Source organism: Streptomyces mutabilis (assembly GCF_014649815.1).
Lineage (GTDB): Bacteria > Actinomycetota > Actinomycetes > Streptomycetales > Streptomycetaceae > Streptomyces > Streptomyces mutabilis.
Genome location: NZ_BMTT01000013.1, coordinates 52,933 through 68,017, shown reverse-complemented (window position 1 = coordinate 68,017; position 15,085 = coordinate 52,933). Strand labels below are relative to the sequence as shown.

Below are 15,085 nucleotides of genomic sequence, written 5' to 3'. Positions count from 1 at the left end.
TGCGGACGCGCTGTCCGGCGGCGGGCCCGCGTGCGGACGTGCTGGCCGGTGACGGATTCGCGTGCGGGCGTGCCGACCAGCGGCCGTGCGGGCGTGCCGGCCCCGCGGCGAGCCCGCGTGCCGAACCCGCCGCGGTGACCGCCTAACGGGCACGAGCTGACTCGCGTAGCGGCCACCTCACGCGCACGACCCACCCCCGCGTGGTGACCTCCTCACCGCACCGCGCTCGTGGCGGGGGGACCACCTCGCGGGCGCGAGCTCCGCCGTCGTGGCCGGGCCGTGCGCGGTGTCGGTCCCGGCTCGACGGCCCCGCGTGTGGCCCGGTCGCTCGGTCGCGCTGCGCTTCCGTCGCCCCGCGTGTGACCCGGTAGCTCAGTCGCCCTGCGCCTCAGTCTGCCGGGCCGCCACGTCGATCGCGGCGAGCGACTTGCGGACCTGGTTGCGGTCCGTGGTGAACCAGAAGTCGGGCAGTGACGCCTTCAGATAGCTCCCGTACCGCGCCGTGGCCAGTCGCTGGTCCAGGACTGCGACCACACCGCGGTCACCCGACGCCCGCACGAGACGTCCCGCGCCCTGAGCCATCAGCAGCGCGGCGTGCGTGGCGGCCACCGCCATGAAACCGTTGCCGCCGGCCTCCTCCACCGCCTTCTGGCGGGCGCTCATCAAGGGGTCGTCCGGGCGTGGGAAGGGGATCTTGTCCATGACCACCAACTGGCAGCTGGGCCCAGGGACATCCACGCCCTGCCAGAGCGACAGCGTGCCGAAGAGGCAGGTCTTCGGGTCGGCGGCGAAGTTCTTGATCAGCTCGCCGAGCGTCTCCTCACCCTGGAGCAGGATCGGGCACTCCGGGACGCGCGAGCGCAGCTCCTCCGCCGCCAGCTGAGCCGCCCGCATCGAGGAGAACAACCCGAGCGTGCGTCCGCCCGCCGCCTGGATCAGCTCCGTGAGCTCGTCGAGCATGTCCCCGCGGTCACCGTCCCGGGCGGGACGCGCCAGGTGCTTGGCGACGTACAGGATGCCCTGCTTGCGGTAGTCGAAGGGCGAGCCGACGTCGACACCCTTCCACTGGGGCACGTCCTCGCCCTCGGCGCCCTCGGGGGCGAGGCCCAGGGAAGCCCCTACGCCGTTGAAGTCGCCGCCCAGCTTCAGGGTGGCGGAGGTGAGGATCACCGAGCGGTCCGTGAACAGCTTCTCGCGCAGCAGTCCCGAGACGGACATGGGAGCGACCCGCAGGGAGGCACCGAAGCGGTCGTGCCGCTCGTACCAGACGACGTCCCACTCGGAGCCGTTGGTGATGCGCTCCGCCACGTCGTGCACGGACTCCACGGAGGCGAGCGCCTGCTTGCGTACGGCGTCCTCGTCCTGCACGGACTTGTCGCGGGTCGCACCGATCGCCGAGATGACCGTGCGGCACGCGTCGCGCAGTGCCATCAGCGCGTAGCCGAGGTCCTCCGGAATCTCCTCCAGGCGGCCCGGCAGCGCCAGCTCCATCAGCCGCTCGAAGCCCTCGGCGGCGGTCTGGAGCTGATCGGCGGCCTTCTCGTTGACCAGCTTCGCGGCGCGTCGCACGGCCCGGTTGACCTGGCCGGGGGTCAGCTCGCCGGTGGCGACGCCGGTGACCCGGGAGACCAGCTCGTGCGCCTCGTCGACGATCAGCACCTCGTGCTGCGGCAGGACCGGGGCGCCCTCGATGGCGTCGATGGCGAGGAGGGCGTGGTTGGTGACGACCACCTGCGACAGCTTGGCGCGCTCCCGGGCCATCTCGGCGAAGCACTCCGCACCGTACGCGCACTTCGAGGCGCCCAGGCACTCCCGGGAGGACACGGACACCTGGGACCAGGCCCGGTCGGAGACGCCCGGCGTCAGGTCGTCGCGGTCGCCGGTCTCGGTCTCGTCCGCCCAGTCCCGCATCCGCAACAGGTCCTGGCCCAGCTTGCTGGTGGGCGCGGCGGCCTCGAACTGGTCGAAGAGGCCCTCTTCCTCGTCCTGCGGCACTCCCTCGTGGAGCCGGTGCAGGCACAGGTAGTTCGACCGGCCCTTGAGCATCGCGAACTCCGGGCGGCGGCGCAGCTGGGGGTGGAGCGCGTCGACCGTGCGGGGCAGGTCGCGCTCGACCAGCTGGCGCTGCAGGGCCAGTGTTGCCGTGGCCACGACAACACGCTCCCCGTGGGCCAGCGCGGGCACCAGGTACCCCAGCGACTTGCCGGTGCCGGTGCCGGCCTGGACCAGCAGATGGGAGCCGCCGTCGATGGCTTCCTCGACGGCTTCGGCCATGGCCACCTGGCCGGGACGCTCCGTACCGCCGACGGCGGTGACGGCGGCGTGCAGGAGTTCGGGGAGTGAGGGCTTCGTCATAGCGCGACCACCCTACGGCCCGGTACTGACAAAGGGGCGCGGAAGGCGGCTGTGAGGGACGGGCGGGCCTGTGGGGACGGCGGCACGAGTGGCTCCAGGGCGGGCTGGTCGGCGATCGGGGCGCGGCGCTACGGCGGCTCGGGCGCTACGGCAGCTCGCGCGGGGACCGTTCGCGGATCATGAGGGCGGCCCGCTTGCCGGGCAGGTCGATCTCGCCGGACAACCGGAATCCGGAGCCGAGGAACGCGGCGACGGACGGCCGGTTGCGGACGTCGGGTTCCGCGAGCAGGCGGGTGCAGGCGGGCCGCCTGGCGAGGACGAGGTCGGCGACGGCCCTGATCAGAGCCGTCCCGATCCCCCTGCCGCGGTCGGCGGCGTCGCCGATCAGCAGGTGGAGGCCGGTGTCGTGCGGCCGTACGGAACAGTACCGGGCCAGCGGGTCGAGGTCGGCGCGGTAGAGCTCCCAGTAGCTCATCGGCACCCCGTCCAGCGCGCCGACGCACGGGACGCTGCGCCCGTCCCCGGCGAGCTGGGCCCGCACGTGGTCCCCGGTCACCCCCTGCTGCCCGGTCAGCCCCCAGAACTCTCCGACGGCGGGGTCGTTCATCCAGCCGGCGATGAGTGGTACGTCGCGTTCGGCGTGGACCGGCAGCAATCGGAACTCGCCCGCCGCGGTGGGGACCGGACCCCAGTCGGCGACGCCGTCGAGCAGGTCGCCGCCGGACCGCCGGGTCCGCGCCCGGTCGGGCGCGGACCCCTCGTTCCCGCCCTCCCGAAAGAGGGCGACGAACCCCGCGGGCAGGTGCAGGTCCAGGGTGTCGTCGGCGCTCGCGTCGGTGGAAGTCACGGTGTCGCTCTTTCGGGGGATGTGGATGGGAGAGGAGGAGGGCGCACCGGCTTGCTCAGGCGTGCAGCGGGTTGGTGACGGTGACGTAGACGGACTGGGTGTCCACCGGCCCGACGAGTTCGTCGAGCCCCTGCAGCCGGGTCAGCAGATTGGCCTTGCAGCGGAGGACGGGTGAGTCGAGGAGCAGCGCGGGCAGCGGGCTGCTCAGCGGGGCCGGACCCGAGGCGACGTTGCCGAGGAAACGGCGGAAGGCCGCGAGCAGCAGCCGTTCGTCGGCGAGGCGCTGGGAGCCGAAGGCGCCGATGAGGCCGAACACGTTGTTGATGGCGAGGTAGTACGCGAAGCGCTCGTCGGTGACGTGGTCGGCGACGAACGTGTCGCTGTGCTCGCCGATGCCGGGCAGCCGGGCGTCGAGTTCCGCGCGCCGCGACTCGCGGAAGTAGTAGCCCTGGTTGTCGCGGTAGCGGCCGCCTGCGGGCCAGCCGTCGGCGTCCAGCAGGAGCAGCGTGTTCTGCTGGTGCGCCTCGAGGGCGATCCCGGCGTGGGCGTCCAGCCACAGAACGGGCCGTACGACGTGGTGGAGATACCGCAGGAACCACTCGGCGGCCACCGCCGCGCGGGGTCGGCCGGTCCGCCCGGCGAGCCCTGTGACGATCCTCGCCAGTCGTGAGCGCGGGAGCCGCGTGGTGGGCCGGTCACGGTCGTCCGCCCGGCCCACCGCCTGCGTGTCCGGCCACCCGTCCGCCAACGCGTCGGGCCACGGGGCGACGAGACCTGCCACGCAGGAGACGTCGTCCGAGGGCCGGAACGGGTTGTGCCGGATGACGACGTCGAGCCCCCGGACGGGCCTGCCGTCCGGGTCGTCGACGGCCAGCCAGGCCGGGTCGCGGACGATGTCGAAGTCCGGGTGGGCGGCTTGCCACTGGCGGGACAGGCCCCTGCGCAGCAGACGGTGCACCTCGACGCCGCGAAACAGTTCCTTGCGGAGGTTCTCCCGGCGTGAGTTGGTGATGTGCAGGGCCAGGGAGAGCTTGAGCATGGCGCAGGCGCCGGTGCGGTGGACGGTCCGCAGGGAAGAGGTGGGGTACCAGTGGGTGCCCTGGACGCCGAGATCCCCGACCAGCCCGGCTTCCAGCAGGGCCGCGATCTCCGGGCGGTGCCGTACGGCGCGGAACTGCCAGGGGTGCAGGGGCAGAAGCGCGTGTCCCTCCGGCGACGCCGGCCCGTCTCCCGCGAGGCGCGCGATGAGCCGGGGCGCGGTGACCGGGCGGCCTCCTTCGGTCCACGCGGAGTCGGTGGCCAGGGCTGAGGGGGCGACGGCCAGCCAGTGCAGGGGGAAGGACCCGCGCAGTTCGGGTGCGTACAGCCGCGCCTCCGCCTCGGTGAGGCCCTCCCGGCTCTTGGGGGTGGGATGCAGTGGATGCCCGAGGACGAGCGCCTGCTCGGCGGCGAGGAAGAGGTCCGGCTCGGGGGAAGTGGTGCAGTGGACGTAGGGTGCGGGTCCGTCGCAGGCGGAAGGGTGGTGCGCCGGGCTTCTCGGCCGTTCACGGAGGATCACGGCGGTACGGCGGACGGAGTCGGCGACGCGGGCCACGAGGTCGGTCCCGTCGGGCCCGCGTCCGTCGGCCGTTTCCCGCGCGAGCAGGGCGGCGAGGGTGACGGCGTCGACGGGCGGAGCCGAGGCGGGCGCGTCGGCCAGGCGCGGGACGCCGAAGCGGTGCCGTCCCGTCGGTGACCAGTAGAGGACGGGAACGGCCAGGGCGGTACCGCTCGCCGGGAGTGGTACCGCGAGGGTGCCGTCGAAGGGAGCACGGGCGTCGGTCTCGCGCGCCCAGCAGCGGAGCAGGTTCTCCACGGCCGTGGCCTGCGCCTCGGCGTACGGACCGGACCCGGCCGACGCGTCGACGGGGGACGCGGGCGCGGGAACGGCGCCGGGGGCGGGCCCGGACACCGGATCGGCGCCGGACACCGCCCCGGAGTCGGGAACGGCTCCGAAGGCCGGCGGGTGGGCGGCGCGGGCGGCGGAAGCGGCCCTGGACGGTCCGGCGTCCGCGGTGGCCGCCGGTTCCTGTGCGGGCGTGGTGTGCAAGGCGGCTCCTCGTGACGTGCTGGGGCCTGGGCTGGGGTGTTTCACTACGGCTGGCGCGCGGCGCGCATGCCGCGCGGTGGGGCGTGATCGCTCGGGCTTCGCTCCACCGCCTGCACCGCGTCCGCGAAGCGGTCCAGAACCGCCGACATCTGCTCCTCGGTGACGATCAGCGGCGGCAGCAGCCGTACGACGCTCCCGGACGGACCCGCGACGTCCACGATCAACCCGCGGCGCAGACACTCCCGCCGGACAGCGACAGCGACAGCGGCACCTAGGCGAACGCCCTGCGGGCCGGCGTCGGCCGTGCAGTCCGGTGCCGTCATCTCGACGCCGATCATCAGTCCGCGCCCCCGCACGGTGCCGACGCACGAGAACTTCTCGGCCAGGCCGTGCAGTCGGGCCAGCGTCCGACCCCCCAGGGCTGCCGCGTGTTCGGCGAGACGGTGTTCGCGGACGTGAGCGAGAGTGGCCGCGCCCGCGGCCACGGCGAGTTGATTGCCGCGGAACGCGCCCCCCTCGCCCGTGTGCAGGTCGTCGCGGTACACCACGGCGGCCAGGGGCAGTCCGCCGCCGATCGCCTTGGAAAGGACCAGGACGTCGGGGACGACCCCGCTGTGTTCGACCGCCCAGAAGGCACCGGTCCGCCCGACGCCCGTCTCGGTCTCGTCGGCGATCAGCGGCACGCACCGTTCGGCCGTGCTGCCGCGCACTCGGCGCAACCAGGCGTCCGCAGTGGGAAGCACACCGCTCCGGCACCGGATCGGTTCCACGATCATTCCGGCGGGCAGCGCTTCTTGCGGCCCCCGGTCGGCGAACTCGGGCCAGGCCCCGTGGTCCGCTTGCGTGGAGGGGATCACCCGGGTTCGGCCGGTGGCGGCACGGACCAGTTCGGCGGCGGTGGCAACAGGGGCCTTCCCGGCCGGTTCGCAGAACCGCACGCGCGCACGCTCGGCGAGTCCGGGCGGCAACGTACGCGTCAGTTCGGTGACGAAAGCTTCCTCGACCGGGGTGGAGAGGCCCGTGACCTGCAAGGGTGCGCCTGTGTCGAGGACCTCGCGGATCGCCTGAAGGGCGACCGGGTGGTTGTGCCCCAGGACCAGTGCCCCTGCCCCGGACACACAGTCGAGGTAGCGGCGTCCGTCGGCGCCCTCGACGGTGAGCCCCCGGGCCCGGACCGGAACGACCGGAAGAACGCGCGCACCGAGGCCGGCCGCCGCGTCGCCCACCGGCCCGCGCTTCGGAGCGCGCTCCCGCGCGGTTGCCCCGCGCACTGCGCCTGTCGCCACGGCTCCGACCTCCCGCTGTCCGTACGCGTCCGGCTCGCCGGTGCCTGTCGGCACGAGGCCGCACCCGGACCGCGCGCACCCCACCGCTACCAACCCCGGGCGGTCCGCCGGGTTACGGGTGGTTGTCCGGATCGTCGCCTCAACGGGCGTGCCAGGTCAGGCGGCTTGTATCCGAACCGTTGCCGTACCGTCGGAACTCCCCCACAGCGAACGAATAGTGTGTGGTGCCGTTCCAGTGCAGTTCACACCAGGGGGAGTTACCACCATGCGATCCATACGGCCGTCGTTCACCACGCGCGGACACCAGCGCGGGCGGCGCAGGACCTCCCCCGTGCCGGTCACCGTGGCCCTTGTCTCGGCGCTCGCGCTGACGGCCACCGCGTGTGAGTCCGGCGACGCGGTGGCGGGTGGCGACGCCTCGGCCTCCGCGTCCGCCGCGGACGCGGGCAACGGCGAGATCCGGATCCCGGACCACATCAAGGACAAGCTCAAGGAACACGGGATCGACGTCGACAAGTGGAAGAACGGCGCCTGGAAGGACTGGAACAAGGACGACTGGCTGCGTGAGGCGCAGGACTTCGTCAACCCGATCATCGAGGGCCTGTGGGACCCGGACCGGATGCGGGACGCCGAGGAGCCGGACCAGCAGGTCGACGACAGCGACCTCGCGGGTGACCAGGGCGTCACCGACCCGGAGCCGGCGCCCGTCGAGGCCCAGGCCGTCCCGCCCAAGTACCACGACAGCGCCGCCACGGCCGGCAAGCTGCTCTTCGACTCCCCGAAGGGCTCGATGGTCTGCTCGGCGACCGTCGTGAAGGATCCCGCCAACCCGGGCAAGTCCAATCTGGTGTGGACCGCGGGTCACTGCGTGCACGCCGGAAAGAACGGCGGCTGGTACCGCAACATCGCCTTCGTGCCGTCGTACAACGACACGGGCATGTCGACCGAGGAACTGCAGAACGCCACCAAGGAGGACCTCGCTCCCTACGGCGTCTGGTGGGGCGACTGGGCGCAGACCTCGGACCAGTGGATCGAGCAGGGCGGAGCGACCGGCGGTGACGGCGCCTCGTACGACTTCGCCGTCATCCATGTGACGCCGGAGAAGGGCAGTGACGGCAGGTCACTGGAGGAGACGGTCGGCGCGGCGCTTCCGGTGGACTTCGACGCTCCCGCCGTGCCCGAGGTCGAGAGCATGAAGGCGATCGGCTACCCGGCCGCCCCGCCGTACGACGGTCAGAAGCTGTTCCAGTGCGCAGACAAGCCGGGCCGGCTGTCGATCAGCGCCTCGGACCCGACGATGTACCGCATCGGCTGCACCATGACCGGCGGTTCCTCCGGCGGCGGCTGGGTCGCGAACGGTTCCGACGGCAAGCCGGCGCTGGTGTCCAACACCTCGATCGGCCCGGTGACGGCCGGCTGGCTGGCCGGTCCGCGGCTGGGCGAGGAGGCCAAGGGCGTGTTCGACGCGGTGAGCGGCAAGTTCGCCGGCCAGTGAGCGCGCGCTGAGCGCAGCGCTCGGCTGGTAGGAGGGCGGGGGCGCCGGGCCGGACCTGCGCCCGCGCGCCCCGCGCTCCACCACATCTGCAGGTTCGACACTCATACGTTCCAACGGGGGTAGTTTCACCATGCGTTTTGCACCCGCACCTGCCGCGCCACGTCGTGGGCGGCGCACCGTGCTCGCCGCGACCGGTCTGGTCGCCGCGCTGGCGCTCACCGCGACCGCCTGCGGCGGTTCGCAGGAGGACGAGGCCGACGCGAAGCCGAGCGGCGGCACTTCCCAGGCGGCCGAGGCCGGTGACACCGGTGACGGCAAGGTCAAACTCCCGGCCGACCTCGCGGACCGGCTCAAGGAGCACGGCATCGACGTAGACCGGTGGAAGGACGGCGGCTGGAAGGACTGGGACAAGGACAAGTGGCTCAGTGAGGCCAAGGACTTCGTCAATCCGGTGATCGAGGGCTTGTGGAAGCCGGACCGGATGCAGTCCGCGAAGGAGGCCGACAAGACCGTCACCACCAAGGACACCGCCGCCGACCAAGGCGTCAGCGACCCCGAGCCGGCGCCCGTGGAGGCCGTGGCCGAGAAGACGCCCTACCACGAGAACGCCGCGCCGGTCGGCAAGGTCTTCTTCGACTCCCCCGAGGGTTCGATGGTCTGTTCCGGCACGGTCATCAAGGACGTGAATCACCCGGGCAAGTCCAACCTGGTGTGGACGGCGGGCCACTGCGTGCACGCGGGCGTCAGCGGTGGCTGGTACCGGAACATCGCGTTCGTGCCGTCGTACAACGACCTCGACAAGTCCGAGGCGGAGCTGGCGGGAGCGACGACCACCGAGATGGCGCCGTACGGCACCTGGTGGGCCGACTGGGCCTCGACGTCGAACCAGTGGATCCAGGGCGGTTCGGAGGAGGGCGGCGACGGTGCCGCGTACGACTACTCCGTGCTGCACGTGAAGCCGGAGCAGGGCAGCAAGTCCCTGGAGGAGACGGTCGGCGCGGCGCTGGAGGTGGACTTCTCCGCCGCCTCGGCGACCGAGGTCGGCAGTATGGGTGCCTGGGGTTACCCGGCCGCCGCGCCGTACAACGGCCTGAAGATGTTCAAGTGCGTCGACCGTCCCGGTCGGCTGTCGCTGAGCCCGTCGCTGCCGACGATGTACCGCATCGGCTGCACCATGACCGGCGGGTCCTCCGGCGGCGGCTGGTTCCGGGTGGTGGACGGCGAGACCAAACTGGTCTCGAACACGTCGATCGGCCCCCTCGACAACACCTGGCTGGCGGGCCCGCAGCTCGGCCGGGAGGCCGAGGCGATGTACCAGAACATGAGCCGGACGTACGGCGGGCAGTGACCCGCACATGACGAGGGCCCGCTCCCTGCCGGGCAGGGAGCGGGCCCTCGGTCGTCGTACGCCGCGTACCTCAGGCGAGCGGCGCCGGAACGTACGCCGCGAGTTCCGCCGCCAGTTCCTCGTGCACCCGCACCTTGATGAGGGTGCCCTCCGGGGTGTGCTCCTCGGAGATCACCTCACCCTCGTCATGGGCGTGGGCGACCAGCTTGCCGTGGGTGTACGGCACGAGCGCCTCGATCTCGACCGCCGGGCGCGGCAGATCGTTGTCGATCAGGGCGAGCAGCTCGTCGATGCCCTGGCCGGTGCGTGCCGAGACGGCGATGGACCGCTTCTCGACCCGCAGCAGCCGCTGGAGCACCAGCGGGTCGGCCATGTCGGCCTTGTTGACCACGACGATCTCCGGCACGTCGGTCGCGCCGACGTCCCTGATCACCTCGCGCACGGCGGCCAGCTGCTCCTCCGGGGCCGGGTGCGAGCCGTCCACCACGTGCAGGATCAGGTCGGAGTCGCCGACCTCCTCCATCGTGGAGCGGAACGCCTCGACCAGGTGGTGGGGCAGGTGCCGGACAAAACCGACGGTGTCCGCCAGTGTGTACAGGCGGCCGCTCGGGGTCTCGGCTCGGCGCACGGTCGGGTCGAGGGTGGCGAACAGCGCGTTCTCCACCAGCACGCCCGCGCCGGTGAGGCGGTTGAGCAGCGAGGACTTGCCCGCGTTGGTGTAGCCCGCGATGGCCACGGACGGCACCTTGTGACGCCGGCGCTCCTGGCGCTTGATCTCACGGCCGGTCTTCATCTCCGCGATCTCCCGGCGCATCTTCGCCATCTTCTCGCGGATCCGGCGCCGGTCGGTCTCGATCTTGGTCTCACCGGGACCACGGGTGGCGAGGCCGCCGCCCTTGCCGCCACCCATCTGCCGGGACAGCGACTGACCCCAGCCGCGGAGCCTCGGCAGCATGTACTGCATCTGCGCGAGCGCGACCTGCGCCTTGCCCTCTCGGGACTTGGCGTGCTGGGCGAAGATGTCCAGGATCAAGGCCGTGCGGTCGATGACCTTGACCTTGACGACGTCCTCGAGGTGGATCAGCTGGCCCGGGCTGAGCTCACCGTCGCAGATGACGGTGTCCGCGCCCGTCTCGAGGACGACGTCCCGAAGCTCCTCGGCCTTGCCGGAGCCGATGTAGGTGGCGGCGTCGGGCTTGTCGCGGCGCTGGACGACGCCGTCGAGCACGAGCGCGCCCGCGGTCTCCGCGAGGGCTGCAAGCTCGGCCAGCGAGTTCTCCGCGTCCTGCGCGGTGCCCGAGGTCCATACGCCGACGAGGACGACCCGCTCCAGGCGGAGCTGGCGGTACTCGACCTCGGTGACGTCCTCGAGTTCGGTGGAGAGGCCCGCCACCCGGCGCAGAGCCGCGCGGTCGGAGCGGTCGAACTGCTCGCCGTCCCATTCCGAGTCGATCTCGTGGCTCCAGGCGACGTCCTCTTCCATCAGGGCATCGGCCCGAAAACCCTCGGGGTAGGTCTGCGCGAGACGCTTGGTGTCCTGGGAAGGGGAAGAAGAGGAGGTCATTGGATCCTTACGTAGCTGGGAAACGAATCGCGCGGCAATACTGCTGCGACACTCTTCACAACGCACCGACCGCCGGGGAGATTCCCGCGGCCCGTACCGCGCCGTCCCGAAGATGGTCGCACGGCACGGGCCGTCTCGTCACCGGCTTATTTCCCGTGCCGGTTCCCCGCTCGTCCCTCCGGCCCTTCCCGGCTGGTTCCCCTGCCGCTACCGGGCTCATTGCGGCTTCCCGGCGGCCGCCTTCGGTGCCCGCTCGGCCGTGATCGGCTTCCAGTCCGGGTGTCCGGGCATCGGCGGGGTCTCCTCGCCGTACAGCCAGCCGTGGAGGAAGTCGCCCAGGTCGCGGCCGGCGGTCTCGGAGGCGAGGCGGACGAAGTCGGCGGTCGTCGCCGTGCCGTCCCGGTGGCGGGCGACCCAGGTGCGTTCGAGGCGCTCGAAGGCGGGACGGCCGATCTCCTGGCGCAGGGCGTACAGGACGAGGGCCGCGCCGTCGTAGACGTTCTCGCGGAAGATGCCGGTCTTGCTGCCGGAGGTGGGCGGCTTCGGGGCGGCCGGCGGTCCGCCCTTCGCGCGCCAGCCGTCGGAGGCGCCGTAGGCGGCCTTCATCCGCGCTTCCACGGGCTCGTCCGCGGTCTCCTCCGCGTACAGCGCCTCGTACCAGGTGGCGTGCCCCTCGTTGAGCCACAGGTCGGACCAGGTGGCCGGGCCGACGCTGTTCCCGAACCACTGGTGGGCCAGCTCGTGCACCATGATCGACTCGACGTACCACTTCGGGTAGACGTGGTCGGTGAACAGCTCCCGTTCGAACAGGGAGAGCGTCTGCGTCTCCAGCTGGAAGCCGGTGGTGGCGTCGGCCATGAGCAGGCCGTACGTGTCGAAGGGGTAGCGCCCGACCTTCTCCTCCATCCAGGCGATCTGACCGGGCGTCTTCGCCAGCCACGGTTCGAGCGCCGCGCGGTGCTCGGTCGGCACGACGTCCCGAACCGGCAGCCCGTGCGGGCCGGTGCGGTGCAGCACCGTTGAGCGGCCGATGGACACCTGCGCCAGCTCGGTGGCCATGGGGTGTGCGGTCCGGTACGTCCAGGTGGTCGAGCCGCCGGTCCGGTCCACGCCCGTCGGCAGTCCGTTCGCGACGGCGGTGAGCCCCTCCGGTGCGGTGACCCGAAAGGTGAAGCTCGCCTTGTCGGAGGGGTGGTCGTTGCAGGGGAACACCAAGTGGGCGACGTCGGCCTGGTTGGCCATGGCCAGACCGTCGGCGGTGCGCACCCAGCCGCCCTCGCGGCCATTGGAGGACACCGGGTCGCTGGTGTGCCGGACCGTGATCCGCGTCCACTCGCCCTCGCCGAGCGGGCTGCCGGGGGTGACGACGAGGTCCTCGTCGGCGGCGGCGAAGCCCGCGGGCTCACCGTCGACCTCCACGGAGTCGACCTTCCCGTGGGCGAAGTCGAGGTTGATCCGTTCCAGGTCGGCCGTCGTCCGGGCGTCGATGGTGGTGACGGCCCGCAGCGGCTCGCTGTTGCTGCCCGAGTACGTGAAGGAGAGGTCGTACGCCGCCACGTCGTACCCGGGGTTGCCCAGGTGTGGGAAAAGGCGGTCGCCCACGCCCAGGGGGGTCGGCGGGGCGCTCGCGGCGACCAGGCATACGGAGACTGCCGAGGCGAGCAGCGCGGCGGCCCTGAGCCGGCGGCGGGCTCGCACTCGGGGGCGGGAAGCCGGGGGGTGAGGGGTGTGCGGCATGCCCCACGGCTATCAGCGCGCACGTACGCCGCGGCGCCGACGCGCGCCCGGGACACCCGAACGGGTGCCGTCCCGGCGAGCGGTCCGGGGGCCGGCGGCCGGGGCAGACGCCTTGGCTCGCCGACGACTCGTCCGGTGCGGCTCAGACGCCCGTGGTATGGGGCTGCGCCCGGCTCACGTCGTACACCCCGGGCACCTCGCGCATCGCGCGCATGAGACCGGGCAGCCGTGCCGCGTCGTTCAGCAGGACGGTGTAGGTGTGGCGGACCCGTTGCCGGTCGGGCGGTTCGACGGTCGCGGAGACGATCTCGGCGCCTTCGACGGCCATGGCCTCGGTGAGGTCGGCCAGCAGGTGCGGCCGGCCGAACGATTCGGCGAGCAGGGTGACCCGGCACTGGGTGCTCTCCCCCCAGCGCACGCCGACCTCCGCGCGCCCCGCGCCCCTCATGCGGTCCACCACGGCGCACTCCGCGCGGTGCACGGTCACCACTCCCCCGCGCACGGCGAAACCGGTGATCTCGTCAGGCGGTACGGGGGTGCAGCAACCGGCCAGCCGTACGGACGCCCCCGGCCGGTCGGCGAGGACGTCGGCGGAGGCGGGGCGGGGGGCCGGTCCGTCGGACGCCGGGCGGGCGGCGGGTGCGTCACCGGTCACGGAGCCACGAGGCGCGTCCTCCGGCTCGGCGGGCGCCTGCGCCGGTCGGGCCGCGAGCCTGCGCTGGATGGCGATCCGCGCGGCCGGCGTGCGGGCGTGCTCCAACCACTCCCTGGAGGGCTCGGAGGCGGGGTCCTGCCCCATGAGGAGCTGCACGGTGTCACCGTCCCGCAGCACCGTGCTCATGGTCGCCAGGCGGCCGTTGACCCGCGCGCCCATGGTCGCGTGCGCGTCCTCGCCGTACTGGGCGTAGGCGGCGTCCACGCAGGTCGCTCCCTCGGGCAGGCCGAGGGTGCCGCCGTCGGGGCGGAAGACGGTGATCTCACGGTCCTGGGCGAGGTCTTCGCGGAGGGTGGACCAGAAGGTGTCCGGGTCGGGGGCGCCGCGCTGCCAGTCGAGCAGCCGGGACAGCCAGCCGGGTCGGGTCGGGTCGACGCGCTCACCGTCGCCCACGCCCTGGTCCTCCGACGGCTGTGCGTAGGGATTGCCGAGGGCGACGACTCCGGCCTCGGCGACCTTGTGCATCTGGTGGGTGCGGACGAGGACCTCGACGACCTGGCCGTCCTGCGGGCGGGCGACCGCGGTGTGCAGCGACTGGTACAGGTTGAACTTCGGTACGGCGATGAAATCCTTGAACTCCGAGACGACCGGCGTCATACAGGTGTGCAGTTCGCCGAGGACGGCGTAGCAGTCGGCGTCCTCCTGCACGAGCACCAGGAGGCGGCCGAAGTCGGCACCGCGCAGCGGGTCGCGTTTGCGGGAGACGCGGTGCAGGGAGACGAAGTGGCGTGGCCGGATGAGGACTTCGGCGGTGATGTCGGCCTCGCGCAGCACCTTGCGCACGTCCTGGGCGACCTCGGCCAGGGGGTCGTCCGCGCGGGCGGCGTTCTCGGCGACCAGCTCCTGGGTGTGCGCGTACTCCTCAGGGTGCAGTACCGCGAAGACAAGGTCCTCCAACTCGGACTTGAGCGCCTGGACGCCGAGCCGTTCGGCGAGCGGGATGAGGACGTCCCGGGTCACCTTCGCGATGCGCTCCTGCTTCTCCCGGCGCATGACGCCGAGGGTGCGCATGTTGTGCAGCCGGTCGGCGAGTTTGATCGACATCACCCGGACGTCGTTGCCGGTGGCGAGGAGCATCTTGCGGAAGGTCTCGGGCTCGGCGGCGGCGCCGTAGTCGACCTTCTCCAGCTTGGTGACGCCGTCGACGAGGTAGCGGACCTCGGCGCCGAACTGCTCGCCGACCTGGTCCAGGGTGACGTCCGTGTCCTCGACGGTGTCGTGCAGGAGGGACGCGGTCAACGTGGTGGTCTCCGCACCGAGTTCGGCGAGGATCAGGGTGACGGCGAGGGGGTGGGTGATGTACGGCTCGCCGCTCTTGCGCATCTGGCCGCGGTGCGAGGACTCGGCCAGGACGTAGGCGCGGCGCAGCGGGTCGAGGTTGGCGTCGGGGTGGTGGGCGCGGTGGGCCTCGACGACGTGGCCGATGGCGTCGGGCAGCCGGCCGCGGGCGGCGGAGCCGAGCAGTGCGGCGCGGCCCAGGCGGCGCAGGTCGATCCGGGGGCGGGCCTTCCTGCGGGGCGCGGACGGCGCGACGGCGCCGGTGGTCGCGGGTGGCACCGGGCCTGGGCTCGCTGGATTCACGGCCTCCGCGTTCATGGGCACCTCCGGCTGCGTGGACCGGTGGACGGGGCATCCCGGGGCGGACACGG

The 15,085-nt window shown here is 72.4% G+C and carries 9 protein-coding genes; 2 read left to right on the top strand and 7 right to left on the bottom strand.

Features of this window, described 5'->3' with window-relative positions:
• Positions 1-372: 372 nt before the first annotated feature.
• The 4 genes from IE142_RS24405 to IE142_RS24390 form a co-directional block, all read right to left on the bottom strand.
• Positions 373-2,355, bottom strand: a complete 1,983-nt coding sequence (locus tag IE142_RS24405) for an ATP-dependent DNA helicase (RefSeq protein WP_191887749.1) — start codon at positions 2,353-2,355, stop codon at positions 373-375.
• Positions 2,356-2,500: 145 nt separating this feature from the next.
• Entirely contained in the window at positions 2,501-3,202 is a 702-nt protein-coding gene (locus IE142_RS24400; protein ID WP_191887748.1) for a GNAT family N-acetyltransferase, read from the bottom strand.
• A 55-nt stretch (positions 3,203-3,257) separates the two neighbouring features.
• Positions 3,258-5,153 carry an IucA/IucC family protein gene (locus IE142_RS24395; RefSeq protein ID WP_370466419.1) on the bottom strand — a complete coding sequence of 632 codons (1,896 nt, stop codon included), beginning with the start codon at positions 5,151-5,153 and terminating at the stop codon, positions 3,258-3,260.
• Between the two features lie 182 nt (positions 5,154-5,335).
• Positions 5,336-6,631: an aminotransferase class III-fold pyridoxal phosphate-dependent enzyme gene (locus IE142_RS24390; protein ID WP_370466417.1), complete on the bottom strand. Its 1,296-nt coding sequence runs from the start codon at positions 6,629-6,631 to the stop codon at positions 5,336-5,338.
• 211 nt (positions 6,632-6,842) lie between these two features.
• Here IE142_RS24390 and IE142_RS24385 point away from each other — a divergent pair, with 211 nt between their 5' ends.
• Together IE142_RS24385 and IE142_RS24380 are read left to right on the top strand one after the other, a co-directional pair.
• On the top strand, positions 6,843-8,072 hold the full coding sequence (locus IE142_RS24385) for a trypsin-like serine peptidase (RefSeq protein WP_191887747.1): 1,230 nt from the start codon (positions 6,843-6,845) through the stop codon (positions 8,070-8,072).
• A gap of 130 nt (positions 8,073-8,202) precedes the next feature.
• Positions 8,203-9,420 (top strand): trypsin-like serine peptidase, encoded by a 1,218-nt coding sequence (locus tag IE142_RS24380; protein WP_191887746.1) that lies wholly within the window; start codon positions 8,203-8,205, stop codon positions 9,418-9,420.
• Between the two features lie 70 nt (positions 9,421-9,490).
• Here the strand turns inward: IE142_RS24380 and hflX are convergent, their stop codons facing one another.
• The 3 genes from hflX to IE142_RS24365 all read right to left on the bottom strand — a co-directional run bounded on the left by hflX (position 9,491) and on the right by IE142_RS24365 (position 15,032).
• The gene (gene hflX / locus IE142_RS24375; protein WP_191887745.1) at positions 9,491-10,984 is read right to left on the bottom strand and encodes a GTPase HflX; all 1,494 of its coding nucleotides are present in this window, start codon (positions 10,982-10,984) and stop codon (positions 9,491-9,493) included.
• A 216-nt stretch (positions 10,985-11,200) separates the two neighbouring features.
• Complete coding sequence (locus IE142_RS24370) at positions 11,201-12,721, bottom strand: M1 family metallopeptidase (protein WP_191887744.1); 1,521 nt, start codon at positions 12,719-12,721, stop codon at positions 11,201-11,203.
• 142 nt (positions 12,722-12,863) lie between these two features.
• On the bottom strand, positions 12,864-15,032 hold the full coding sequence (locus IE142_RS24365; RefSeq protein WP_191887743.1) for a RelA/SpoT family protein: 2,169 nt from the start codon (positions 15,030-15,032) through the stop codon (positions 12,864-12,866).
• Positions 15,033-15,085 lie beyond the last annotated feature (53 nt).

Coding starts and splice junctions, on each gene's coding strand:
- IE142_RS24405 (WP_191887749.1), bottom strand. CDS start 2,355: ATGACGAAGCCCTCACTCCCCGAACTCCTGCACGCCGCCGTCACCGCC.
- IE142_RS24385 (WP_191887747.1), top strand. CDS start 6,843: ATGCGATCCATACGGCCGTCGTTCACCACGCGCGGACACCAGCGCGGG.
- IE142_RS24380 (WP_191887746.1), top strand. CDS start 8,203: ATGCGTTTTGCACCCGCACCTGCCGCGCCACGTCGTGGGCGGCGCACC.
- hflX (WP_191887745.1), bottom strand. CDS start 10,984: ATGACCTCCTCTTCTTCCCCTTCCCAGGACACCAAGCGTCTCGCGCAG.
- IE142_RS24370 (WP_191887744.1), bottom strand. CDS start 12,721: ATGCCGCACACCCCTCACCCCCCGGCTTCCCGCCCCCGAGTGCGAGCC.
- IE142_RS24365 (WP_191887743.1), bottom strand. CDS start 15,032: ATGAACGCGGAGGCCGTGAATCCAGCGAGCCCAGGCCCGGTGCCACCC.